The 23,536-nt window shown below is 34.4% G+C and carries 21 protein-coding genes; 5 read left to right on the forward strand and 16 right to left on the reverse strand.

Annotated features, from left to right (window positions below; all coding sequences use genetic code 11):
- Positions 1 to 46 precede the first annotated feature (46 nt).
- Positions 47 to 2,083, reverse strand: coding sequence for a carboxy terminal-processing peptidase (locus ABWH96_RS11970; RefSeq protein WP_375577766.1), 2,037 nt, complete (start codon positions 2,081 to 2,083; stop codon positions 47 to 49).
- 70 nt (positions 2,084 to 2,153) lie between these two features.
- Positions 2,154 to 3,473, reverse strand: a complete 1,320-nt coding sequence (locus ABWH96_RS11975) for a serine hydrolase domain-containing protein (RefSeq protein ID WP_375577767.1) — start codon at positions 3,471 to 3,473, stop codon at positions 2,154 to 2,156.
- Positions 3,474 to 3,681: 208 nt separating this feature from the next.
- Between ABWH96_RS11975 and ABWH96_RS11980 the strand changes: the two genes are divergently transcribed.
- The 3 genes from ABWH96_RS11980 (at position 3,682) to ABWH96_RS11990 (ending at position 8,889) form a co-directional block, all read left to right on the forward strand.
- Positions 3,682 to 4,875, forward strand: coding sequence for a lycopene cyclase family protein (locus ABWH96_RS11980; RefSeq protein ID WP_375577768.1), 1,194 nt, complete (start codon positions 3,682 to 3,684; stop codon positions 4,873 to 4,875).
- Between the two features lie 382 nt (positions 4,876 to 5,257).
- Complete coding sequence (locus ABWH96_RS11985; protein ID WP_375577769.1) at positions 5,258 to 7,288, forward strand: glutamine--tRNA ligase/YqeY domain fusion protein; 2,031 nt, start codon at positions 5,258 to 5,260, stop codon at positions 7,286 to 7,288.
- 419 nt (positions 7,289 to 7,707) lie between these two features.
- Positions 7,708 to 8,889, forward strand: coding sequence for an IS4 family transposase (locus ABWH96_RS11990; protein ID WP_375577640.1), 1,182 nt, complete (start codon positions 7,708 to 7,710; stop codon positions 8,887 to 8,889).
- 86 nt (positions 8,890 to 8,975) lie between these two features.
- On the opposite strand, the gene ABWH96_RS11995 is transcribed toward ABWH96_RS11990, so the two are convergent.
- From ABWH96_RS11995 to ABWH96_RS12005, 3 genes are all read right to left on the reverse strand, one after another.
- Positions 8,976 to 9,230, reverse strand: coding sequence for a hypothetical protein (locus ABWH96_RS11995; RefSeq protein ID WP_375577770.1), 255 nt, complete (start codon positions 9,228 to 9,230; stop codon positions 8,976 to 8,978).
- A 194-nt stretch (positions 9,231 to 9,424) separates the two neighbouring features.
- Complete coding sequence (locus ABWH96_RS12000) at positions 9,425 to 9,895, reverse strand: hypothetical protein (protein ID WP_375577771.1); 471 nt, start codon at positions 9,893 to 9,895, stop codon at positions 9,425 to 9,427.
- A gap of 120 nt (positions 9,896 to 10,015) precedes the next feature.
- Entirely contained in the window at positions 10,016 to 11,692 is a 1,677-nt protein-coding gene (locus ABWH96_RS12005) for a hypothetical protein (protein ID WP_375577772.1), read from the reverse strand.
- Between the two features lie 128 nt (positions 11,693 to 11,820).
- On the opposite strand from ABWH96_RS12005, the gene ABWH96_RS12010 reads away from it, so the two are divergent.
- The gene (locus tag ABWH96_RS12010; RefSeq protein WP_375577773.1) at positions 11,821 to 12,318 is read left to right on the forward strand and encodes a GreA/GreB family elongation factor; all 498 of its coding nucleotides are present in this window, start codon (positions 11,821 to 11,823) and stop codon (positions 12,316 to 12,318) included.
- A 27-nt stretch (positions 12,319 to 12,345) separates the two neighbouring features.
- On the forward strand, positions 12,346 to 12,762 hold the full coding sequence (arfB, locus tag ABWH96_RS12015; protein WP_375577774.1) for an alternative ribosome rescue aminoacyl-tRNA hydrolase ArfB: 417 nt from the start codon (positions 12,346 to 12,348) through the stop codon (positions 12,760 to 12,762).
- 13 nt (positions 12,763 to 12,775) lie between these two features.
- Here arfB and ABWH96_RS12020 read toward each other — a convergent pair whose 3' ends face one another.
- The 11 genes from ABWH96_RS12020 to ABWH96_RS12070 all read right to left on the reverse strand — a co-directional run bounded on the left by ABWH96_RS12020 (position 12,776) and on the right by ABWH96_RS12070 (position 23,536).
- The gene (locus ABWH96_RS12020; protein ID WP_375577775.1) at positions 12,776 to 13,264 is read right to left on the reverse strand and encodes a DUF427 domain-containing protein; all 489 of its coding nucleotides are present in this window, start codon (positions 13,262 to 13,264) and stop codon (positions 12,776 to 12,778) included.
- Between the two features lie 88 nt (positions 13,265 to 13,352).
- On the reverse strand, positions 13,353 to 13,922 hold the full coding sequence (locus ABWH96_RS12025; RefSeq protein ID WP_375577776.1) for a pyridoxamine 5'-phosphate oxidase family protein: 570 nt from the start codon (positions 13,920 to 13,922) through the stop codon (positions 13,353 to 13,355).
- Positions 13,919 to 14,416 carry a hypothetical protein gene (locus tag ABWH96_RS12030; protein WP_375577777.1) on the reverse strand — a complete coding sequence of 166 codons (498 nt, stop codon included), beginning with the start codon at positions 14,414 to 14,416 and terminating at the stop codon, positions 13,919 to 13,921. Before ABWH96_RS12030 ends, ABWH96_RS12025 begins: the two co-directional genes overlap by 4 nt.
- A gap of 350 nt (positions 14,417 to 14,766) precedes the next feature.
- Positions 14,767 to 15,456, reverse strand: a complete 690-nt coding sequence (locus ABWH96_RS12035) for an aspartate/glutamate racemase family protein (protein ID WP_375577778.1) — start codon at positions 15,454 to 15,456, stop codon at positions 14,767 to 14,769.
- Positions 15,457 to 15,692: 236 nt separating this feature from the next.
- On the reverse strand, positions 15,693 to 16,157 hold the full coding sequence (locus ABWH96_RS12040; RefSeq protein ID WP_375577779.1) for a DUF2452 domain-containing protein: 465 nt from the start codon (positions 16,155 to 16,157) through the stop codon (positions 15,693 to 15,695).
- 10 nt (positions 16,158 to 16,167) lie between these two features.
- Positions 16,168 to 16,350 carry a hypothetical protein gene (locus ABWH96_RS12045; RefSeq protein WP_375577780.1) on the reverse strand — a complete coding sequence of 61 codons (183 nt, stop codon included), beginning with the start codon at positions 16,348 to 16,350 and terminating at the stop codon, positions 16,168 to 16,170.
- Positions 16,351 to 16,352: 2 nt separating this feature from the next.
- Entirely contained in the window at positions 16,353 to 17,819 is a 1,467-nt protein-coding gene (locus ABWH96_RS12050; RefSeq protein ID WP_375577781.1) for a M20 family metallopeptidase, read from the reverse strand.
- A gap of 1 nt (position 17,820) precedes the next feature.
- Positions 17,821 to 19,518 carry a hypothetical protein gene (locus ABWH96_RS12055; protein WP_375577782.1) on the reverse strand — a complete coding sequence of 566 codons (1,698 nt, stop codon included), beginning with the start codon at positions 19,516 to 19,518 and terminating at the stop codon, positions 17,821 to 17,823.
- A gap of 4 nt (positions 19,519 to 19,522) precedes the next feature.
- Entirely contained in the window at positions 19,523 to 21,679 is a 2,157-nt protein-coding gene (locus ABWH96_RS12060; protein ID WP_375577783.1) for a hypothetical protein, read from the reverse strand.
- Positions 21,672 to 22,685 (reverse strand): BatA domain-containing protein, encoded by a 1,014-nt coding sequence (locus ABWH96_RS12065; protein WP_375577784.1) that lies wholly within the window; start codon positions 22,683 to 22,685, stop codon positions 21,672 to 21,674. The genes ABWH96_RS12060 and ABWH96_RS12065 overlap by 8 nt, the downstream gene beginning before the upstream one ends.
- On the reverse strand, positions 22,682 to 23,536 hold the full coding sequence (locus ABWH96_RS12070) for a DUF58 domain-containing protein (protein ID WP_375577785.1): 855 nt from the start codon (positions 23,534 to 23,536) through the stop codon (positions 22,682 to 22,684). The genes ABWH96_RS12065 and ABWH96_RS12070 overlap by 4 nt, the downstream gene beginning before the upstream one ends.

Below are 23,536 nucleotides of genomic sequence, written 5' to 3' on the forward strand. Positions count from 1 at the left end.
GTAATAAGTTATAGGTTTTAACTTAAAACCTATAACTTAATACTTATTATCCGATTCCCATCGCAATCAAATCAGCTAAGACTACAATCCCTTCTCTTAGATAAGGATCTTTAATCTCGCCATCGGTATTGATTTTATTGATGAGCTCTGGATCAGCAGAAATTTTATCTTTTAATTCATTAGCTGCATTTCTTCTTTCCATCGCTTTTTCATTTTCAGCTTTTCGTGTCTCTATATTTAAGCTCACCTTGGACAAACTTTGTTGATTTATAGCTTCATCCACATCATTTTTAAAATTTCTGAGATATTGCTCTTCTTTCAATCTCTTTTCATGCTTTTCATTTAAAGCAGCTATAACATCCTCATCAATATAATTGCTTGGTTCAAAGTCCGAGCTTTCTATTTGATCCCATTCTAAAGCACGTTCATAAGAGCTTTCGCCAAAAGTTTTGGCCGTATAGGGTGAAGGCATTTTGATATCAGGTCTTACACCTCTATGCTGGGTACTACTGCCATTTACCCTATAATATTTAGCTAAAGTTAATTTAACTTGCCCTAAGGTATCTTCAACCTTAGGTACAAATTGATTTAAAGAAATTAAGTTTTGAACTGTTCCTTTACCGAAGGTATTTTCTCCAATAACAACTCCCCTTTTATAATCTTGTATGGCACCTGAGAAAATTTCGGATGCCGATGCACTAAAGCGGTTTGTTAAAATAGTAAAAAGGCCGTCATAATAGATATTTTTATCCTCATCCTCACCTAATTCAATGCTTCCATCCGAATCTCTTATCTGAACAATTGGGCCATCCTCAATAAAAAGACCGCTAAGCTCTATAGCTTCTTGTAAGGAGCCACCACCATTTGATCGTAAGTCCACAACAATACCATCTACCTGACTTTTAATGGTATCTAAAATTGCTTTTACATCTCTGGTTGTACTTCCATAATCCTCTTCCCCAGCCCTCATTGCCTCAAAATTTAAGTAAAAGGAAGGGATAGTAATAATTCCTATTTTATACTGATTTCCATCTCTATAAACTTCTTTAACTTCAGCATAAGGAACCTGATTATCCAACTTTATTTTATCCCTAACTATAGTAATTTCCACTGGGATACCAGTTGATATGGGAGTTCCAGCTTCTATGATTTTTAATCTTACGGTGGTTCCTTTAGGGCCTCTAATCTTTTGAACTACATCATCCAGTCTCCAACCTGTTATGTCTACAAACTCTCCATTTTCACCTTGGGCAACAGCCAGAATTCTATCATCAGTATTAATCATTTTACTTTCAAAAGCAGGGCCTCCAGGCACAACTGAAGCAACTCTGGTGTAGCTTCCATCGGATGTAAGTGTGGCGCCAATCCCTTCTAAGGATTGACTCATCCTTATTTTAAAATTTTCGGAAGTGATAGGAGAAAAATAACTGCTATGAGGATCAAAACTTTCGGCAAATGTATTCATATAAAGCTGGAAAACATCCCTGCTTTCATATTCACCTATAGTTTGTTTCAACCGACTATATCTTTCCTTAATTAATCTTTCAATAGTGGTGTCTGCTTTATCATCTAATTTAAAATCTAATGCCTGACTTTTAATTAGTTTTCTCCATCTGTCATCAAGCTCTTCTTCTGATGTTACATAATCTAAGGAATCAGGATCAATGGTCAAAAATTCCTCTTTATTGTAATCAAAATCAAAAGACAATTCATTTTCAATGAAATCCATTCTATCACTAAATCTTTCGCGGAAAACATTAAATACTTCATAAGGTGGAAGAAGATATCCTAATTTGATATGATCATCCAAACGTTCTCTATATTTTTGAAAACCTTCAATATCCTCTTTTAAGAAATAATGCTTATTTACATCTAATGAAGATAAATATTCATCAAAAATTATGATCGAAAGCTCATCATCTATTGGTGTTTTTTTATAATGATATTGCGTTAAAAGACCTGCAACCAATCGAGCCTCCATCGATTGATCTTGCGTAGGGCTTAACTTTGCAAGTTTTTCGTTTTGAGTAAAACCTGTTAAACTAAACAGGAATAGGTATATGATTAAAAATAATTTCTTCATGGTCGTATTATTGTAGTCCAAAACAATGAACGGAATATTTTAATTTTATTTTAATGAATTTGATAAACGGTCAAATTGCGAGCGGTAATATACTGGAAGAATGATGATTTTGATAAAATAAATTTCTTTGGTGATTATCTAACTCCAATATAGCTTCGTCCATCATCCATTTTATGTAGTTATTAAACCTATGCCCCATCCACACGCTAGAATTCAATATTACAGCATATGTATAGCCGTCTTCTTTTCTTTGTATAAAACATGCTGAACCTGCTAATGTTCCTGTTCTCCAATAATTTTCACCTTTTACCCCCTTCCATCCATAAGCATCTCGATAACTCTTTCCGCTTACCATTAATTCTCGACTTTCTTTTGATAATAGTTGATATGGATTATTGGGATCAATTAACGCAACTAATTTTGCAAGTTGAGAGGCATTGGCAATCCAACCTCCTGCTGCTCCTAATGTCTTAATATCACTACCTCCATAGGGCTTTTCAACTGATTCATAATTTCCATCAAATGACTGAAATTGATAAGCACCTGGGTGATTATAATAATGAACTTCAAATGGTCTTCTCTCCCATTCATAATTTCCAGAAATTCTCATGCCAAAAATTCCATTCGGTTCTAAAATATTATTTACAACATAGTTTTCATAAGAAGAACCTGTTTTTTGCTCGATGATTTTGCCTAATAACATATAGCCAAAGTTGGAGTAAGCATATTGAGTACCTGGCCTATATCTTAATCTTCTGTGTTTTAAAACAAATTCTATAATATCATCCTCAGAAGGCGAACCTTCCAATTCCATAATTCGTTTAATCTTTTCGGCTTGAAACATAAAATCCCCATCTCTCCAGCTCCATCCACCTTTATGATTTAAAAGATGTTTTACCTTCACTTTTTTATGATTAGAATCTTTCATTTCATTGTAGTGAGATAAAATACCCTTTCTTCCAAAAATGTATTCATCTAAGTCTATGATTCCATCATCCACCATTTTCATAATGGTGATGGCTGTTATTAGTTTTGAGGCACTAGCAATTCTAAATAAATGTTGTGTGTTGACTTTTTCTTGTGTATTAAGATTAGTTACACCATAGCCTTTGGAATAAATCAACCTATTATCTTTCATTACAGCCACTGTAGCACCTTTAATATCCCATCTTTTCATGAATTGATTAACGTTTTTATCAAATTCAAGATTAAATTCAGTAGAATCCATAACAGGTGCAGGATTTACTACATTAAAATTGATGTAATTAAGCTGATCTTGATTTCCTTCATCGACTGAACGTGTGAAGGCTACTTCTGATGTGGTATAAAAGGCAAAACTAATCGCAGTTACCCCTAATAAAATTGCAATTATTACTGTTCTTTTCCTCAACTGATGTAAAATTGGTTTTGATATAAATTTTAAAACAATATTGTATTAAATAGTCAAATATACAACATTTTGACTGAATTACCCATATTCAACTAACAGTCTGAAAACGTATAGAGAAGAAATTAATTCCATAGACCTGTGATTTCTTTTAACAATAAGCTTAATTTTAGATTTCAATAGGATAGATATTTTTGATTTTTAGATTTTAATGAAATACGATTTTATTATAGGTGGAGCAGGTTTGGCTGGTTTAACCTTAGCTTGGCAAATGATTGAAAATAACCTTTTGGAGGATAAGAAATTATTAATCATTGATGCTGATAAAAAGGATAAAAACGATAGGACTTGGTGCTTATGGTCTAAACCTGAAATGTGGATTGCCAATCTTCCTATAAATCAATCATGGGATACTGCTACAGTCAAAGGAAAAGGTTTTGATCTTTCTCAGAAATTAGAACCCTATCGATACTACAAAATTGAAGGAATTGACTATTATAAATTCATAATTAAAAAATTAAGTAATAATACTCAAGTCACTTTTATTCAAGATGTTATAGTGTATGAAGATGAAAGTAGAAAAAGTATAAAAACAGAAAAATCAACTTACCATTACAGCTCCTATTTTTTCAAATCATACTTCTATTCTGATGAGATTAAAGCATTAAGCAATCCTAAAAAACATTTTATATGGCAACATTTCTATGGTTGGAAAATAAAGACAGAAAAGGCAATATTCAATCCAACTAAGATCACTTATATGGATATGCAAGTGCCTGAAGTGAAAGGAGGTTTAAGCTTTGCCTATATTCTTCCTGAATCAGAAAATGAGGCCTTAGTTGAATACACTCTTTTTTCAGCGGATTTGTGGAAGGAAGAAGAATATAAAACGGCACTTGAAAATTATATTAATAATAACCTAGAATTGAAAGAATACAGTATAGTTGAATTAGAATACAATAAAATCCCCATGACCAATTCAGTCTTTGCCAAAAGAAGTAAAAGCATTATTCCGATTGGAACCTTAGCAGGGACAGTTAAACCTAGTACGGGTTATTCTTTTGTTAGAAATTATAATCATATTCAGCAGATTATCAAAACCTTAAAATCTGGTAGGGATGATTTTGCATTAAGTGGTTCCAAAAGGTTTCGCTTTTATGATGAGGTTCTAATGAATGTATTGCATACTGGAAAAAGTAGCGGACATGAGGTGTTTGGAAGTCTCTACACGAAAAATAAACTATCCCTATTATTGAAGTTCCTAAATGAAGACACCAACCTTTTGGAAGATCTTAAAATCATGAATACAGTCCCTAAATGGGCATTTATTAAGGCCGTGGCAGAGGAATTATTTGAAAGTGTAACCACAAAAAACTCAGAATTTTTCACTGATTTACAAAGATGAATACGGAACAGCTTGGCTGTCTTTTGTATCCTCGTATTTTTCTGTCATAAAAAAAATATACCGTGCTTATGTCAGACATTTCAAATGTCGGACATTAATCAATTGGTTTATCGCAAAATACCTTGATTTTTTAACTGTTCCGATAAAATGTCCGACATAGACTAACTTTATCAATAATTCTTATTGTTTGGGACCAGAAAAAGGAGATCATAAAATTGTCTGGTTAAGTAGAATGTCTGACATGGGCTAACCCTCATTGTGAAGCTTTGAGTTTAAACTTTGAAAATCTTAGTGGTTAATTGTAACTCAGTGGTTAAAACATCCGACTCCCCTATTGCAAATGAATGCTTTTCAGCTAATTTTGCAATTCAAATATTAACTCATGAAGGAAGCATCAGAATCACTTAATTTTTTAGAGCATATTATAGCGGAGGATTTAAAATCAGGTTTATCAAAAGACGACTTGCGTTTTAGATTTCCACCAGAGCCAAATGGCTATTTGCATATTGGTCATGCAGCTTCTATTTGCCTCAATTTTGGATTAGGTGAAGATCACCAATCTCCTGTAAATCTGCGCTTTGACGATACTAACCCAATAAAGGAAGAACAAGAATTTGTTGATTCAATTAAAAACGATATCGAATGGCTAGGCTTCAAATGGGCTCAAGAATGCTATACTTCTGATTACTTTCAGCAACTATATGATTGGGCAATTGAGTTAATCAAAAACGGAAAAGCTTATGTTGACGGACAATCACCTGAATTAATAGCAGAGCAAAAAGGCACGCCTACTTCTCCAGGAAAACCAAGTCCACACCGAGATCGACCAACCGAGGAAAACCTTGAGATTTTTGAGAAAATGAAAAATGGGGAGTATCCTGCTGGTTCTTATGTGCTAAGAGCCAAAATTGATATGGCCTCCCCTAATATGTTGATGCGTGATCCTTTGATGTACCGAATTGTAAACAGAGCCCACCATAGAACTGGAACGGATTGGTGCATCTATCCGATGTACGACTGGGCACATGGTCAGTCAGATTACATCGAGCAAGTATCTCATTCTTTGTGTACCTTGGAGTTTAAGTCGCACAGGGAATTATATGATTGGTTTTTGGATCAGATTTATGACGAAAACAAATTAAGACCAAAGCAAAGAGAGTTTGCCAGACGTAATTTAAGCTATACCGTAATGAGTAAGCGTAAATTATTGGAATTGGTGCAAACCAAAACCGTTGCAGGCTGGGATGACCCTCGGATGCCTACTATCTCTGGCTTAAGAAGAAGAGGTTATACCCCAGAATCCATTCGTAAATTCAGTGAAATCTCAGGTATTTCAAAAAGAGATAGTGTAACGGATGTTTCCCTTTTGGAATATGCCATTCGTGAGGATTTGAATAAAAGAGCTACCAGAGCCATGGCAGTAATTGATCCTGTTAAATTGGTCATTACTAATTATCCAGAAGGAAAAACAGAAATGCTGGAAGCTGAAAACAATCCTGAAATGGAGAATTCAGGCTCGCATGAAGTGCCTTTCTCAAGGGAATTATACATTGAAAAAGAAGATTTTAAAGAAGAAGCAGGAAGTAAGTACTTTAGATTGACCATTGGTAAGGAAGTCCGTTTAAAAAATGCCTATATCATAAAAGGAGAATCAGTTGTAAAGGATGAAAAAGGTAATATTACTGAAATCCACTGTACCGCAGATTTAGAGTCTCGATCTGGAAGTGGTACGGAAGCGAGCATGCGAAAAGTAAAAGGTACTTTGCATTGGGTGTCCATTCAACATGCTATCAAAGCAGAGATCAGGGAATATGATCGTTTATTTTTAGATGAGGCACCTGATGCGCATGGTGAAAAGAGTTTTATGGAATTCTTAAATCCTGAATCTTTAAAAATTACTAAGGAAGCTTATTTAGAGCCTTTTTTACAAGAAGCAAAATTGGAAGATAAATTCCAGTTTCAGCGAGTTGGCTATTTCACTTTGGATAAAGATGCAACTGCTGAATATTTAATATTCAATAAAACTGTAGGACTGAAAGATTCTTGGGCTAAAGCACAATCCAAGGAGCAAAAACAAGCGCAACCCCAACAGCAGAAACAACAAGGACAAGGCAGAAGTCCGATAAATGAAATCCAGAAGATCAGTAAGAAATATACTAATCTATCGGGTGCAAAGCTTGAAACTGCTAGAGCCAATATTGCCAAATTAGCTGAAGATGTTAGCTATGAGGATTTAGAACCATTATTTGGCACTGCCAAAAAGAAAGTAGGGACTAGAATTGGGGTAACTATTGCTTTGGGTGTGTTGCTGGAAAAAGGATTGGAAAGAAATGAAGCGATTGATGCTTTCATTCAAGCTGGTTTGAAAGATGATAATGAACTTTTGGTGGAAGAAGCTAAATTAATAAAATAGAACAGCCCAAGGCTGTAAAATTTAACCGCTAAGTTGCACAAAGATTTTCACAAAGAGCGCGAAGAGAAAACAATTAGGTTATCTGACTTTATGGAATGCATAGGTCAGCACCGAAGGTCAGACCAAAAGCAGCTTAAACATGAAATATTTGTTATCAAGTAGAAATTAGCTGAAATGCTTTATTAATTCTGATTAAATGGAAGCATATTGTGTAGATATTTAACCTGTCTGACCTTCGGTGCTGACCTAATTGAATGCTTTTAGCTGACGAATTAAAATTCCATGGTAAGAAGATAATCAATTATTAATTTCCTAATTATTAATTACTAATTATCAATAGCGTCCTAAATAAAGAGAGGGGTTTAAGTTTTATCCCAAAATATTAATTTTGGGTTGACACAAAAACCACAAAACCCCTCATGAGCAATATTACACTTTTTGCACAGATTATTAAAAAAATTGACCGTTCAAAATTCAATAATTTAGCTAGGGAAAAACAGACCGATAAAGCCAATAAAGGATTTAACAGTTGGACACATCTAGTCTCTATGTTGTTCTGTCATTTTGCCAAGGCTACTTCGGTCAGAGATATATCCAACGGCATGCGTTCGGCAACAGGTAACCTGAATCATCTAGGTGTTGAACAAGCCCCTTCAAAGTCAAGTATAAGTTATCAAAACAAGCGTAGAGATGCTAGTTTGTTCAAAGACCTCTATTACAGTTTGCTTAATTCTTTAGGACAGCAGATAGGTGTAAAGCGAACAAAGCTCAAAATAAAAGTCCCGGTTTACCTGTTGGACTCCACTGTAATCAGTCTATGTCTGTCAGTATTTGACTGGGCTACTTTCCGCACCAAAAAGGGGGCTGTAAAAATGCACACATTACTGGATTATGACGGTAAACTGCCTGTTTATGTCAATATTACCGAGGGTAGCGTGGGCGATAACAAAGGGGCTTATGATATCCCTCTGGAGAAAGGCTCAGTGATCGTGGCTGACAGATATTATAATGATTTCCCCATGCTCAACATTTGGGACAGCAAAGGGGTAAACTTCGTGATCAGGCACAAGGGGAACCTTAAATTTGAAATGGTGAAGGAAAGAGAACTGCCCAACAACACAGCACAGCATATCTTAAAGGATGAAGAAATAATCCTCACCGGTTACCAATCAAAGAAAAAATACCCTGATAAGCTTAGAAGAGTGGCAGTATGGGACGATGAAAATCAGCAAACCATTGAGATCATCACCAATAATTTTAAATGGGCGGCTCAAACCATAGGTGACCTCTACAAGTCAAGATGGGAAATAGAGGTGTTTTTCAGGGATATTAAACAGTTGCTACATATCAAAACTTTCATTGGTACTTCTGAAAATGCTGTTATGATACAGATATGGACTGCCCTTATTACCATACTTCTACTTAAAGTAATGAAGCACCAAGCGAAATACAACTGGTACCTTTCTAATTTGGTGGCATTTATCAGGCTTAACGTGTTTGTTAAAATAAAACTTCAAAAATGGCTGGACAAACCCTTTGAGGATCCGCCCAAAGTACAAAATCAAGGCGTACAGGGGGACCTTTTTCCTGATTATGGATAAAGCTGGACTAAACAGCAGTAGAAGTAGGCTTTTATCGCAATTTTAAATTATTTAGGACAGCATTGACTAATTATAATAAATCCTACTCAGTCTTCCACCCAAGCAATTCGAACGATATCCTCAAGCTCGATTCTATAATTTCCTTGCCTAATATGCCCATGGACAAGCAAAGCAGGTGGTAATTCTGGAACAGTTACCGTTTCATACCGCTTTTCTTCAGTTTTATTCACTTCACGACTGGATAATCTAACATCCATTATATTTCCTGATTTCTGGATTACTTGAATTTTAGCTCCTATTGGAATATTCTTAATGGCTTGTATTGCGTCTTCTTTTGTCATGTCTTTTACTTTAAAACTATAACAAAGAAAAGCAGGAGCTTGTTTTAATAGAGGGTAGTTATATTCAGTTCCAAAGGAACTAGTAGCCATCACCAGCAAGATGCTGGCGATAAATGTTTAAAACAGGTAGATAACGATAGTTAGTCATCATGTCAATTGCTCACAATTCGAGCTTCCCACTTCTAACTTCCAACTTATTCCCCCTTCAATATCTTTCCTAAATCCACTTCTGAGTAATTTATAGACTTAAGTGTCTTATTATCCGCTTTGCGGTAAACTAAATAGAAATCATCTTTCTTTTCGAAATAGGCATCCTGGCTTTGGGAAGCAAAATGATTTACTGTCGCCTGGGCTTCTTCTTCTGAACGACAGACCTTGCTCATATTGGAGCGTTGAACTTCAGCAAATAAATCAGCAAACTTCTCTCCCATTCCAAATTCCAAAATGGCACCTGCCAACACATATTGTAGATCACATAAAGCATCAGCAGCTTCCACTACATCTTGATTTTCAACGGCTTCCTGTAATTCTTCTAATTCCTCCTTTAACAAATTCAATCGTAATTCAGCTCTGTTTTTAGGTGGTATTTGTGGTTTTGATAAGATGGGGTGATTGAAAGTTTTATGGAATTTTGATACTGAATTAAGTGCTTCTGCTTCTTTCATAATTGTTTATTAGGATTATATGGTTATTTGCCAATCATTGAATTTGAAATATATAAACAACTCTCAATTAAATGAAGAAAAGAGAATGAAATCTTAAATGCTTATACCCAAAGTTTTATTTTAATCGTTAAAGAACTTGATGATTTCATTAAAAGTGTCTGCAAATTGGTGGCTGCCTCCATTGAAGGTTTTTTGGTAATCAAAATAATTACAATGAAAAGACTTTATGTGGTAAGCTTCTACGGCAAAATCTTCAGGCATTATTAACTGATTTTCTGTTTTCACTACCCAATCATTATCTCCTTTGAATACCAGCCAAATCAATTTATCTAATCCTACCGCTGACCATCTTCTTAAAAGACCATAATCAGCTAAAATCTGCTTATCCCAGTCTCCTGCTATTGCTTTAATTTTGGTTTCAGAATGAATTGGTTTAGCTGTAATAAGTTGATTTAAAAACTCATTTCCAGGTGTCATCATTTGAGACCCCTTTAATTGCAAGAAAAAATTAGATGAAAACTCCAGAAAACCAGTGATTATAGTTGCAAATGGTAAAGATTTATAGTGACTTATTTGCTTTAAAATGTTGAGAAATTTCACCACTTTAGGAGCCGCTACATCAAAGTAATTCACACCATTTGCGCAAGCGCAACATGCCAATCTTCGAATAGGTAATATTTCATTTTGAAATTCTTCATTCTGATATAAGTATTTGGCTAATAATCCACCTCTACTCGTAGTAATAACATCCACAGGATTATCTTGGGGAAATTTATGATTGGCTAATAATTTTTTTAGCTCATTAGCATTTCCTTTTGCATCATCTAAGATGGTGAGGTGATCAAAGCCAATTATTTGCTCGTATGTGCCATCCTCTATTAGTGCCTTCAAAGGATATTTCCCAATCTTCATTTCCAGCAAATCACCAAAGGATCCTGAAGTACTGGAAAATGTCCCATGAAGTAGTAATAAGGTTTTATATGAAGTATTAATATCTGGAGAATTTTTATCTAATGCTATAAAATCATTTTCTATAGAATTATATTTTAATAAAGAATACTTTTTATCTCCCATAACCTCAGTCAACATCTTCTCTATTTTCGCTTCAGCTGACTCTTCAGGACGGTCTCTGAAAAATTTTAAAACCTTAATTACTAGTGAATATCTTTTACTAGATCTGTCTAATTGTAGTTCAGTATTTTCATTTACTGAATCAGAATTACTCAAAATGGCATGTTGTGGTAAAGCTTTTAAGTAAAAATTTAACCGGTCTCTGTCAAAACCGAAGTTCTCAGTGCTTTCAACCAATAAATGCTCTAAATCACATGATTTCCCAGCTCTATAGGTACCTTCATACCACTCATAATAGACTAAGGCTCCTTCTGTTTTCTGTAAAAATAAAGTTAACCGAATACTTGGTAATAGTTGCTCCCAATCTTTTAGAGTTGCTGTTTCGGGAATTACAAAATTGACATCATCAAAATTAATGAAATATTCAATTATACGTTTTCCGGATGTTTTTATCTCCGGGTGCAGTTTTTTTAAATGACGAATTTCATCAGATAAAGCACCTTCTGAATTTTTATTCCCTTTTCTTGAAAATTTGAGTTTCCCAGTCCAGTCTGTATTCCCATCACCAGCCCCAAGCGTCCCCCATAAGCCTTCCACATCATCAAAATGTTCATGAGATAATTTTTGATTAACTATTGAGGCGTTCAAATTATCATCACCCAATAAATAGAATGATTTCTCATTAAAATTTACTTGATTTTCAGTACTTAAAGTAAGTGGCCTCATTGGTTTTGGTTTTAAATAATGCTTAATTTATATATTTATAAAAATAATAACAATAATTATCATTAAAAGATGAGGTTTAAATAACCGAATGATTTTCACCCCGTTGGATAAAGGATAAATTATAAAAAATGAGCAGAGCATTTGTAAAGGAAGACGATCAGGAAGAAGCCCCATTTATTCCACCCAGAGCGCCATTACCTAAAGGGGAGTTGAATTATGTTACCCCTTCCGGAAAACAATCATTATTGGCAGAAAAATCTGCTTTAGAGAAAGATAAATCCGAAGTTAAGTCCATAGAAAAAGAACAGGATAGAAGAAGAAATATGGCTACTATCAATGGAAAATTGAAGTTACTAGAAGAAAGAATTAATTCAGCTAGAATATTAGACCCGAAAGATCAACCTAAATCAGAAGTTCGATTTGGAGCGAAAGTAAAATTTAAAATGAATGATAAAGTGCAAACTTTTCAAATTGTAGGTGTAGACGAAGCTGATGTGAAAAAAGAAAAAATTGCCTTTACTGCGCCTATTGCCAAAGCTTTATTAGGAAAGAAAATAGGAGAAAGTAGTGATTTACAATTGGGAAAAGATAAAAGAAATATTGAGGTTTTGGAAATCCAATATTGAAATAATCAATTGCAAAGAAAAATTATCATGGCAAATAAAAAATTCAAACTCAGCAAGATAAAAAAGGAATTAGAGGTCTCTACTGCTAGAAGTGGTGGTTCAGGTGGACAACATGTAAATAAGGTAGAAACGAAAGTAATATTAAGATTCAATGTGTTTGATTCTCAAATCCTATCTGAATACGAAAAGGAAACTATCCAAAAAGCCTTAGCTGGGAAATTAACTAAGTCTGGAGATCTTATTATTACGGCTGAAAACCATTCTTCTCAAATTAAAAATAAAGAAATTGCTTATAAAAAAATGGAGCGTACACTATCTAAAGCTTTTGTAAAACCAAAAATCCGTAAAAAGACAAAGCCTACTAAAGCTTCTCAGAAAAAGCGTTTAGAGAAAAAGAAAATGCATTCTGACAAAAAGAAAATGAGGAAAAACCCATTAAAATAAGCTTTCTATTACCCTACCATCCCCAACTACCCTTTATCCCTTTAAAAGGGCCTACCACTTTTGATGTAATCCATCCACCATAGAAATCTCCTTCTTGGGCTTCTACTTTTTCATCTCCAATATAACAAGCATCCATTTTATGAGCGTAAACAGCTAAATGGTCTTTTAAAACTTTAAAATTACCTTTTGGTGTAGGATAACCCCAAGCAGCATTTAAGGCTACTTTATCTCCATTTTTGATATCAAAATAAAATGAAATCCCTTTGAATTCACAGGCTGTGCTGTGTGTTCCATCTATTAGAGTACCCTCTTTAAAGGAAGAAATTGATAAATAATAAGTGGGGGGATGACTAGTTTCCAATACTCTAAATGATTTATTAGTATCTGCTATCACTTCACCGTTAAAAACGATTCTTAGGCGTTCTGTAACTTTTTCAATTGCTGGTGGACGAGGATAGTCCCAAACAGACTCCTGTCCTGCTTTTGGCTTAATTTTTTTCATAAATTGATTTAAATGCTATTTACGTTATTAATAAGATATGGAGTTTAATTCAAAAACAGATTGTTTCATACTCAAAAAGATGAGCAATCTAAGGCACCAAGTAGCTAGCTTTATCCTTTTCAAAATCAAATAAAACCCTAATGTGACCACCTTTATTCAGCTGAAGGATTTCAGCTTGTGATACTTTTAAAGCGAGTAAAGCGAAATATTGATCATCAAATTCGTTTTTCATTTGATTTGCATCTTTCAAGGAATTCACTTTTTTGCCAGGTTGTTCTACCGTATTGTAGGATTCTTTTCCGCCTGATAAGGTATCCCAATGCTCTTTGGCTAATTTATTTTGATAATGAATACTGATTTTACCTTTTAATTTAATCTGACATTTCTTTTGTTTATCATATGCTAAAACTGACACTAAAGGATTTTCTTTAAGCTCTTTTATTTTATTAGACCTTGAATCAGTATAAATAAAAAGCTCCTGAGTATCAATTTTGAATTTTCTTAGCACTACATAGCGTGAGTTTGGATATCCATCAGAAATCGTATTTAATATAATAAATCGAAATGCCGAATGACTATCATTTCCGGCTCTGTTGAGTACTTGTAAAAGCGTAGATTTTATATCGTTTAAGTTATCTTTTGAATTAATTAGACTCATTTAATTCTCTTTTTGATGCTTTTATTCATCCACTTGCCAAATCGGCTCCAAAATATATTTTGCCCCCAATTCCAAAAATTATAGAATGTAGGGCTAACATAACTGCTTAATTGCATTTTCACCGTGCGTTTATCGCCTTTATCCTCAGTCCAAAATTCCAATCTGAAAGGACGAACCAATCGAAATGAAAATACATAGCTGCCGTAATAATAGAGTAAATCACGATAATGAGGTGTGACCTCTCCTATTTCACCTGCCAATGAAAGCAATGGGCCATGATGGGTATTTAAAACCCCCGTCTCAAATTCATGTTGTTGCTTATCATTAAGTAAAAACTCTACTCTAAATGGCCAAGTTTGATTATCAATAAAAGTTTTAGGATCGTTTAACCAATTCCAAATTTGAGACTCTTGATAGGGGGATTCGTACTCCTTTGTGAATATATGCGTTTTAAATTTTGGTGGTTTGATTTGAAGCGCCTGTTGTGTTTCCATGTGTAGATTTTAGTAGGTAACTCCATCATTCGCCTTTTGTTAAAATCTTTGTTCTATAAACCTGAGTTCGACATTAATTTGGAAATTCAGATTTTTCACCCAAGGGGTGACCAGCCTATGGCTGGCATCCATTCAATAGACAAGGCGTCTTTTTGAAGATATAGCGAGCTATATCGAAGAAAGACAACGCTGTATATTGGATTTTATGGGAAAGTTTTTCTGATTCCGCTTGTAAACAGCGATTTTCTTCCTAAAAATTTCTTACAATAGCCCGCTATTGCTTCAAAATTTTTAGTTGAAACTCACTATTTACAAACGGTCTGAATCCTAAATTAATAATCGAACTCAGGTTATAAATTATTTTCTAGGATAAAATTAACCGCCATTTCAATATGTAAATCAGTGGTGGCCAACATAGGCAAATCAGCTTGAATCCCTTTTAGTAAAATCGGTAATTCCGTACAGCCTAGAATAATTCCATCTGCTCCTCGCCTTTTGAATTCCTGAATTTGGTCAAGGTAAAATGCTTTGGCTTCTTCTGAAAATGTTCCTTGTGTAAGTTCTTTGGACACAAAATGATGAGATTGATTTAAATCTTCCCCTTCCGGAATTATGACTTTCATTCCAAAATCATTTTCTAATACTGAAGAAATAAAATTTCCCGTCATTGTAGGTTTATTACCCAATAAACCCAAAGTCTTGATCCCGGCATCCTGTGCTGCCCTGCCAGTTGCAATGCCGATATGTAAAATAGGGATATTGATTTTAGGCTGCACATAATCATAAACCATGTGTGGAGTATTGGCGCAAATAATAATGCCCTCAGCTCCAGCTTCTTGAAGCTTTTTGCTGACTTCAAGATATTTATCTTGGATCTTCTCTTTATTTTGCTCTCGCATCAATTCAATATTAATGCTATAAATAATCAATTCAGGATTAGCCTGTTTACCAATTAATTCCCCCACTTTCTGATTGATTTGGCGATAATATTCTACGGTAGCATGCCAGGAAGTGCCTCCAATTAGTCCTAAAGTTTTCATGATTCACTTTCATTAATGATTAATTTTAATATACGAAAGATAAAAGAAAACAGAGGTAACAAAGGTTACTGAAGTACAGCCCCCTAGCCCCCAAAGGGGGAACATAGCCCGGAACTGGATGGGCATTTTAATTTGATATGGTTTCTTTCAAAAACTTAACTAAAGTTTTGAAAAATGAATGATGAAATTGGAGTTTACTTCTCATTCTATTCCGTGCGTTATTCCCCCTTTGGGAGCTAGGGGGCTTTTTCAGTGATTTCCCAAGTATGATCAGCCAGCAATTTCACGGTTGCCAAATACTTCATATTCTTTTGGCTTCTTCCCCATTCTCCTGGTGCAATTAAAGAGAGAATATCTTTTCCATCTGCTCCTTCATACATATGATAAGTATGATTAATAAGCGGTTCAAAATTGATTTTGGCTAAATAGATACGTTCAGAAATTTCCACTCGACTTTTCAGATCATTGGCTTGCTTGGCCAGCAATTGCATCTGCTCATAAAGCTGAGTCATTTGCCTGTCCGTTTGTTCATGCATTGCAGAAACGGCACGACCTTTTATTTTACCCCTGTCAGTAGGTTTAATAATAGCACTTCCTGAATGATGAGGAAAAGAAAGGGTTCCGGGCTTATCAGTAGTCCCTTCCTTCATTTTTTCCAAATCTATTTTATCAATATCTATTTTTTTGCCTGAATCGCTCATATAACAATAATTATCTACGGATTTCAACTTCCATTGGATCCTTTTGCTCAACACTATCTTCAACGGATTTGTTTTCTTCAGTTTCATCACCAAATTTTCTGAATTTGGTTTTTGTGGACATATCATACACCACATAAAAAACAATCAGCATAAATATAATCGCTATAAGTAAAAATACTTTAGATTTTTTCATTTCTATTCAGATTCTTCATCATCTTTATTTCCAAATAAGGAAAAGGGCTCTTTTAACTGTATTTCTTTCAGAAAGTTATAATAAATACCTATTCCAGACTTCAATACTTCCAGGCTAATTCTTTCATTATTACTATGAATGCTATTAATATCCCGCTCTGTCACCACAGAAGGTATCAATCCATAAGAAGGAATATCATAAGAGCGAAAAAGGCTATTATCACTAGTAGCTGGAAATAAAAACGGTATTGTTTCCGCATCTGGATAACTGGTGGCTATGGCATCTTCCAAAGCCCTATAAAACTTATTCAAACGCGAAGGTTGAGCTTCTGGGCTTTCGGATATAACCGATACTTTGATGTTGTCATTATCCAGCTTTCTTTCAATATAGCGAATAAAACTTTTGGATGAAGTACCAGGCACCAATCTGCAATCTAAAACAGCTGTAGCAGAATTACTGATTTGATTGGGCGGTCCTGGCGGATTATATATATTGGTTACTGTCACTGTATTGGTCAATAAGGAGGATAAGAATGGTTCTCTTTCAATTTGCTTACGGACAAAAGGCGCTAAAATAGACCAATTAATATTTCGAATAAAGAAGCCTCTGATACCACCTTCAGCTCTTCCTAAGCTTCTAAACATTCGTCTGGTACTACGATTAAAAAGCAGTAATACCTTTCGATTGGTCAAATTATTCAGGCTGTTAATTAGCTGGATGTTGGCATAATCTTTTGATGGCGCAGCACCATGACCTGCAGAATTACTGTTGATTTTCAATTGAAGCCATAAACTTTGCTTTTCGGCTATGGAGACCCCAAATACTACCTTTTCGGGCTTATTTTTCAAGACATTTTGATAACCGGCACCACCTTCACCCAAAACCACTACAGCATTTAATTCTTCTTCAAAATTATCCATTAGATATCTTGCACCCTTATCTCCACCGGTTTCTTCTGCTGATAAAAAAAGAACCGTCACATTGAAAGGCAAGTCTGCAGTGTCATAATCCTGCTGAAAGGCTTCTAAAGCTTTTAATTGCATAATTCCCAATCCTTTTGCATCCAAAGCACCTCTGCCGTGGATATACTCCCCATCGAAATGTCCACTATAAGGATCATGCTCCCAATCGTCCAAATCTTCTACTGGAACTACATCTATATGGCTTTGAAGAATAATATTAGGCTTTCCACTACCTAAAGGATAAAGAGAAGCGGCTAGGTTATAATTATCGGAAAAATCAGAAAATACCTTGAGGTGTAAATCAGAAGTTAAAATATAATCTTCAATGAAAATGGCGGCTTCTTTTTCATTTCCTGAAACACTTTCCCGCTGGATGTAAGCAGAAAGTAAGTCGATGGATTGGTTTATTGATACAGATTCGGGTAAATTTTGTGATTCGCTATTATATTGAGCTAAAGAGGGTGTGGCAAAAAATACAACGCATAGCATCAAAAAGTTTAGCTTCATTTTAGGTAATTTTATCTTCAATCCATAAATAACAGATACTCAAAAGAAACAGCAAAAAGAACCATAATGTTACGGATTCTTGATTATAGTTTTTCTCCTTCTCCTTTGTATTTGAATCTTCAAAATTAAGATAATTTAAATAATCATGCTTGTAATTACTTAAGAATTCTGATTGATTGGCTTGCACTTCAGAATGAACAAAAAATGGAATAACTTCTCCTTCATTTTTTAGCTTGATAAAATGCCAACCTAATGTGTTTGGATAAAACATAAAATGTTGCCTTTCGGGAAATATGAAATCGGCTTTCTTTTTCAATTTTAGAGTATCCTTTTTCAAATTAAAAATGGAGATTTCTTCTTCTTGCTCTTCTGACCAAAGCCTGAAAAAGAAAGGGTGATGTTGCACTGCCCATTCCGATTTATCATAAAATACATCTGTTGAATTCCTTAATAAATTATTGAAAACAGAACTCCAAATTTGTTCATACTGGTTATTTTTTCCGGATAATTTCAACCGATAGCTGTCTTGAAAATTAATGACACCATATATCAAATTAGGATTTACCTTTTTGAAAATAGCATTTTGAGCCACTTCATCTAATTGATATATATTATTGAATTGTAAGTAGTTATAATTATATTGCTCAAGTAAATTATCGCTTGTACTAAAAATATTAGTAGATTTAGACTTGTCTAAATCAAGCTGAATTCGACTATTTGGGTTAGTTCTGAAGATTAAACTACCTCCATTTTCCTTTAACTTTTTTAAATATTGATTTTTTAGATTTGCAGCTAAATCTTCCCAAGCTTTTGCATCAACAAATAGCACTTTTAAATCATTGGCAACTCCCCTATTGAATTGCAATGAATCATGCCAATTGATAAAAGCAGATTTATATTTTCCTTTCGAGATTTGAGTTTTCTGATAAACCGAATGCTCTTTAGATTTTAGAAAGTCACCAAAGAATTTCCATTCAAAATCAGGTGTAGCAGCTAGGATTTGAATGACATGATGTTCGGCTTTTTCTACCTTAACAGCAAAGTAATACTCTTCATTGTTTGTACTAATTTCTGATAAAATATAACCCGATGATTTTGGCAGAAATGAAATACGGCTATGACTTTCGCCTGGAATAGATTTTGAAATACTATCATTTCCAATAACAGCTGAGATATCAACCTCTCGTTTCCTATGATTCTGAATAATTATACTTAAACTATCCCCCAGCTCAATGGATTTTGGATAATCAATATTTATCTCCTTTTCTATTTCAATGTCTTCTCGGACTTGAAAATAAGCAGGATTTAGTAGTGGGAGATAACCATAGACAAAAGCGGTATCAACTTGATAATTAAGTTCTGCTAAAGTCATCTGCTGCCCAGTCCCCACTTTCAGGAATTTCGAATTTGACAGCTGTTGAAAAGCTTCCAAACCGTATTCATTTCCTAAAGAATCAATCGTGGTTTCTGATATACTTTGATCAACCAGCAAAATAGATTTTTTTGATTTTTCAGTTAAAATATAAGGGGATAAATAAATGATATACAGAGAGATAAAACTAAATAGTAAAGCGATTATTCTAAATGATTTTCGGGGCTTTTGTTTTCTGAATTCCCAAATGAAAGCAAGTATAAAAACCACTGCAAGCACAACCACATGCCAAAGTTCAACACTATTCTCCCAGCCGATATTTCTCATCAAATCATTCATTCAGCAAGTCATAATACGTTTTATGCAAAGAAGTTTTTAAGCTTTTATCTGTATTAGCAGCTTCCAAAACAGATGCCGGTATCATATCTTCCATTATGATTAAAATATCCCTTAGCCTGCTTTGTGATTTCGTATTTTGAAATTGTTTAATAGCAGCCAATAAGCTTCCATAGCGCACAGGTTCTGAAGTGATTTTAGAAACTAAATCATTTGAAAATTCACCTACCGTGATCTCAGCTTTTTTCATATCCTCCACTTGATAAGCAGCTTTTAATTCAGAATAAGTTTCAGCCAGCTTCCCCTCAAATGATTCTTCTCCCAGTTCTTCATCAGTAGTTTGCGCATCGATTTTATCCAAATCACCTGTTAGTCGTTTTTTCTCTTCATCAATCGGAGGTGGCTCAAAGCCCATTCTTTCCACATAAATTCTTGAGGCTCTCTTTACTTCTTTTATCAGTTTGAGTGCTTTATATTCAAAAGGAAGTGCTTCTTTCGGCTTATAGGTTCTTAAATACAGCTCAGCTTCCCACATATTGGTCAGAGCTTCTTTTAATTTGGCTTTAACATTGGCATCCAAGAAAGTGGATAGCTCAGATTCATCATGCGCATGCACATAAGCTTCCAATTCAGGCGTTTCATTGTAAATCGGATTTGAAAACTTACTGCCGGTTTCTTGTTCTTCATGAGAATCATGGTCATGACCTTCTACCTCTGCATGATCATGTCCTGAGTGATCAACTTCACCTAATCCGCCTGTTGTTTCATATTCTTCACCCAAAAACACTCCATATCGTAGTCTTAACAATTTTTGGTCTGCTCCTATGGAATTACTTCTCTGTTCAAATTCTTCTTGAGTGATTTGATTTTGATCTGCTAACAGTTTTTCCGTGTCAATGATTATTTGTCGCTGACTTTTAAAATATTCAGCCTCATTTGTCAGTGCAAAGCCTTCATATTCCACAGGCTCAGATTCGACCGTATCCGCTATTGAAATAAAATAGACATCCGTTTTGCCCGTATTTGCTTTTGGCTTTTTATTGTCTTTAGCTGAAAAGTAAAAATAAAGCTCATCACCGGGTTCTAAGGAAAAAGTATCCATCGGTAAGCTAATGCTCTTTTGCTGTCGCTGAAGCGCCTGAGAAATACCTCTGATGGATTGTTTCATCTCGCGGAACTTCACCGCTTCGCCTTCTCCTCTACTTAAGGTCATGATAATATCTGTGGAAAGAATTCCGTAATCATCTTCCAAAGTTAAATCCAATTTGAAATCCTTTTTTAATTCTCCCCATTCGATCTCATGGCGATTTTCTTTCAAATTGGTAGAGAGAATGGGAGGTTCATCCCTTTTCATTTCCAAAATTTCAGGTTTTAAAGAAATCAAACTATCATTTTGCTGATAATCAATTTGAAAAATGGACGACTGATTCAGAACAAATGACTTGGATTGATTTTCAGCAAGCTTGAATTCATACTGATTTTGCCATAATAAATCAAAATTGATATTCCCCCTATTGGTAAAAACCAATCGACTTCCCTCTGGAATTTTTTTATCTGCTTTCCAATCAAAACTTCTCAAAGCAGTATAGCTTGGCGGATATACTTTGAGTTGATAAGCAAAATTTTCAATTACTATCTGATTTGCACTATCAACTTCCACTACAGCCTTATTTTTAATTGAAGTCAACTGATTTTCGGTAGGTTTTTCCATTTGATAAATAAATGAAGCAGAATACAATAAACTACTTAAAACCAATAAGATAAACGCATTTCTTAAAGAGATTGGGAAAGCTATTTTTTGAATAACAGGTAATTGTTGATAGACTTTGGTTTGCTGTAATTTTTCTAAAGAATTTAAATCCTTTTTAAAAAAAACAGACAAACTATATTCTAATTCAGGATATTTCTGATGGAGAAACTGTACCAGCCTTTGATTATCCCAAAATAGTTTTGAGTTCCATAGCAAAAGCAAACTAGCAATGGATAAAATATAAACCACCCAAAAGGCAAAAGGAATACTTAGATGCGCAATATTGGTAATTGATATCAGCACAAGTACTCCAGCCAGAAGTGGAATCACTATGGATGCTACCAACAATAGGTGAATTCGCTTTTTGAGCTTCAACCAATATTTTTCGAAATCCTTATGCATGCTTTTTTCTATAGCTAAAATATCTTTCCAAAAGAATTAACACCACAATCAGCCATAAAAGCTCCTCATCAAAAGATTTGGCTTCTTTTACTTCATCTACTCTCTCTGATTTTTGAGTATACAGCATTTTATAAGAAGAATACTGATAATTCGGTTCTACCACTTGCGCTATAAATTCAGAAACAATCAATAAAAACATATCCTCATTCAATGGATTATTCAACCATTTTTCATTTAGATATAATATGCTGCTTTTGTACTTCTTCTGGATTTGATAATTACTTGATAGAGTGTCACTCACCACAATTTGATTGGCATCCAGCTTCTGTGATGAAGTAGCAAAAATCAATTGAGCTTTTTCCTTATTTGCTTCTTTAAAATTCACTTTCTCATTGGTGTATAACTGATTTGCTTTCAATACTTTATCAAACTTTTCTGTAAGAGTTTTCGGAAGCTCCTCAAAATGGATAAGTGAAGTGTCCAAACTCCTTTTTTCTTGTGAATTTTGCTTTTGATTGGTAGAAATAAGCTCTAATTGAAAGTTTAATTTTGGAATGGCTCCTATAAAGTCCGTATTCTTAAAATTATTTATGTAAATTAAAGAATCAATTTCAGGATGCTGAACTGAAAGTTCTTCCAATAAATGCCAGTGATTAGAAATATTATCATATTCGGAAGTCCTAAAAACAGGCATTTCATTATTTGAATAGGCTTCAGGTACTTTAATATCATCTCCCAGTAATAAAGCTTTCTGTTTTTCTACTTCTTGGTAGTTTACCCATTTTGCCATAAGCAAAACCAGCATAATTAAAATCATTAATCGAACTAGAAGCAGTGGAATCTCTGAAAGTTGGATTTTTTTGGATTGTAAAGTGCTACTTTCCCTTAAAAACCGTATACTTCCAAAAGCAATTTCCTTGGTTTTATTCTTGCTCCACAAATGGATGAGAATTGGAACCGCCAAAGCCGTTAAACCCCAGAACACTATGGGATTAAGCCAATTCATGCCCATGAATGATTAAAGTGGTTTAATAGCTCAAATATTGCTTTTTGGATAGGTTCTCGACCATTTAACTGCCAATAAGCAATTCCATTTTTAGCACAAGCTTTTTGAATACTACTTTTCCAGCTTTTGATTTTATTTTGGTAATCTTTTAAGCCTTCTTGCGTATTTACCTGAACGCTACCCTTCCCTTCCAAATCCTTAAAAGTGAAATATTGTCCTTTGAAATCGAGCTGTTCTTCATTTTCGAAAAGTAAATGAACCAGCAAAACTTCTTCAGAACCCACTGCCCAATTTTTTAATAAAGTATGAAATTCAGCTTCCTCTGAATATCCATCTGTGAAGATAAATACGGTGCTTTTATTTCGAATTTGTTGAATAGGATTTAAATCTTTGATACTGGTTTCTTCATCTGGATTCAATTGAATCAATCGGTAAAGGAATGTCTCAAAATCAGTAGCGGGATTTTCCTGATTGTAAATAAAGTATTTATCATGCTGATTATTAGCTAAAAAAGCCAAAGCAGCTATTATCGTGCGTGACCAATTGAATTTACTGGCATCTGCCATTTCAAAGTTCATAGACAAACTTTTATCCAAAACGAAAATGAAATCATGCTGCTTTTCCATTTCCGCTTCCTTAATCATATAATGATCAGTACGGGCAAAATATTTCCAGTCCAATTGCTTTAAAGAATCACCTGGGACATAATTTCTATACTCTTTGAATTCAATTCCAAATCCCGTTTTCGGACTTTGATGCACCCCGATCATCACTCCTTCAATATGATGTTTAATATACAATTGAAGTACTTTGAGCGCCTCAAAGTCAGGCATTTGAAATATTTGATTCAT

Origin of the sequence: Marivirga tractuosa (genome assembly GCF_042140215.1) — a bacterium.
In the GTDB taxonomy this organism is placed as follows: Bacteria; Bacteroidota; Bacteroidia; order Cytophagales; family Cyclobacteriaceae; genus Marivirga; species Marivirga tractuosa_A.

What these genes read in the sequence shown, in the direction of transcription:
- ABWH96_RS11970 (WP_375577766.1), bottom strand. Translation starts at nt 2,083, where the DNA reads ATGAAGAAATTATTTTTAATCATATACCTATTCCTGTTTAGTTTAACA.
- ABWH96_RS11980 (WP_375577768.1), top strand. Translation starts at nt 3,682, where the DNA reads ATGAAATACGATTTTATTATAGGTGGAGCAGGTTTGGCTGGTTTAACC.
- ABWH96_RS11985 (WP_375577769.1), top strand. Translation starts at nt 5,258, where the DNA reads ATGAAGGAAGCATCAGAATCACTTAATTTTTTAGAGCATATTATAGCG.
- ABWH96_RS11990 (WP_375577640.1), top strand. Translation starts at nt 7,708, where the DNA reads ATGAGCAATATTACACTTTTTGCACAGATTATTAAAAAAATTGACCGT.
- ABWH96_RS11995 (WP_375577770.1), bottom strand. Translation starts at nt 9,230, where the DNA reads ATGACAAAAGAAGACGCAATACAAGCCATTAAGAATATTCCAATAGGA.
- ABWH96_RS12000 (WP_375577771.1), bottom strand. Translation starts at nt 9,895, where the DNA reads ATGAAAGAAGCAGAAGCACTTAATTCAGTATCAAAATTCCATAAAACT.
- ABWH96_RS12005 (WP_375577772.1), bottom strand. Translation starts at nt 11,692, where the DNA reads ATGAGGCCACTTACTTTAAGTACTGAAAATCAAGTAAATTTTAATGAG.
- ABWH96_RS12010 (WP_375577773.1), top strand. Translation starts at nt 11,821, where the DNA reads ATGAGCAGAGCATTTGTAAAGGAAGACGATCAGGAAGAAGCCCCATTT.
- arfB (WP_375577774.1), top strand. Translation starts at nt 12,346, where the DNA reads ATGGCAAATAAAAAATTCAAACTCAGCAAGATAAAAAAGGAATTAGAG.
- ABWH96_RS12020 (WP_375577775.1), bottom strand. Translation starts at nt 13,264, where the DNA reads ATGAAAAAAATTAAGCCAAAAGCAGGACAGGAGTCTGTTTGGGACTAT.
- ABWH96_RS12025 (WP_375577776.1), bottom strand. Translation starts at nt 13,922, where the DNA reads ATGAGTCTAATTAATTCAAAAGATAACTTAAACGATATAAAATCTACG.
- ABWH96_RS12030 (WP_375577777.1), bottom strand. Translation starts at nt 14,416, where the DNA reads ATGGAAACACAACAGGCGCTTCAAATCAAACCACCAAAATTTAAAACG.
- ABWH96_RS12035 (WP_375577778.1), bottom strand. Translation starts at nt 15,456, where the DNA reads ATGAAAACTTTAGGACTAATTGGAGGCACTTCCTGGCATGCTACCGTA.
- ABWH96_RS12040 (WP_375577779.1), bottom strand. Translation starts at nt 16,157, where the DNA reads ATGAGCGATTCAGGCAAAAAAATAGATATTGATAAAATAGATTTGGAA.
- ABWH96_RS12045 (WP_375577780.1), bottom strand. Translation starts at nt 16,350, where the DNA reads ATGAAAAAATCTAAAGTATTTTTACTTATAGCGATTATATTTATGCTG.
- ABWH96_RS12050 (WP_375577781.1), bottom strand. Translation starts at nt 17,819, where the DNA reads ATGAAGCTAAACTTTTTGATGCTATGCGTTGTATTTTTTGCCACACCC.
- ABWH96_RS12055 (WP_375577782.1), bottom strand. Translation starts at nt 19,518, where the DNA reads ATGAGAAATATCGGCTGGGAGAATAGTGTTGAACTTTGGCATGTGGTT.
- ABWH96_RS12060 (WP_375577783.1), bottom strand. Translation starts at nt 21,679, where the DNA reads ATGCATAAGGATTTCGAAAAATATTGGTTGAAGCTCAAAAAGCGAATT.
- ABWH96_RS12065 (WP_375577784.1), bottom strand. Translation starts at nt 22,685, where the DNA reads ATGAATTGGCTTAATCCCATAGTGTTCTGGGGTTTAACGGCTTTGGCG.
- ABWH96_RS12070 (WP_375577785.1), bottom strand. Translation starts at nt 23,536, where the DNA reads ATGAATCAAATATTTCAAATGCCTGACTTTGAGGCGCTCAAAGTACTT.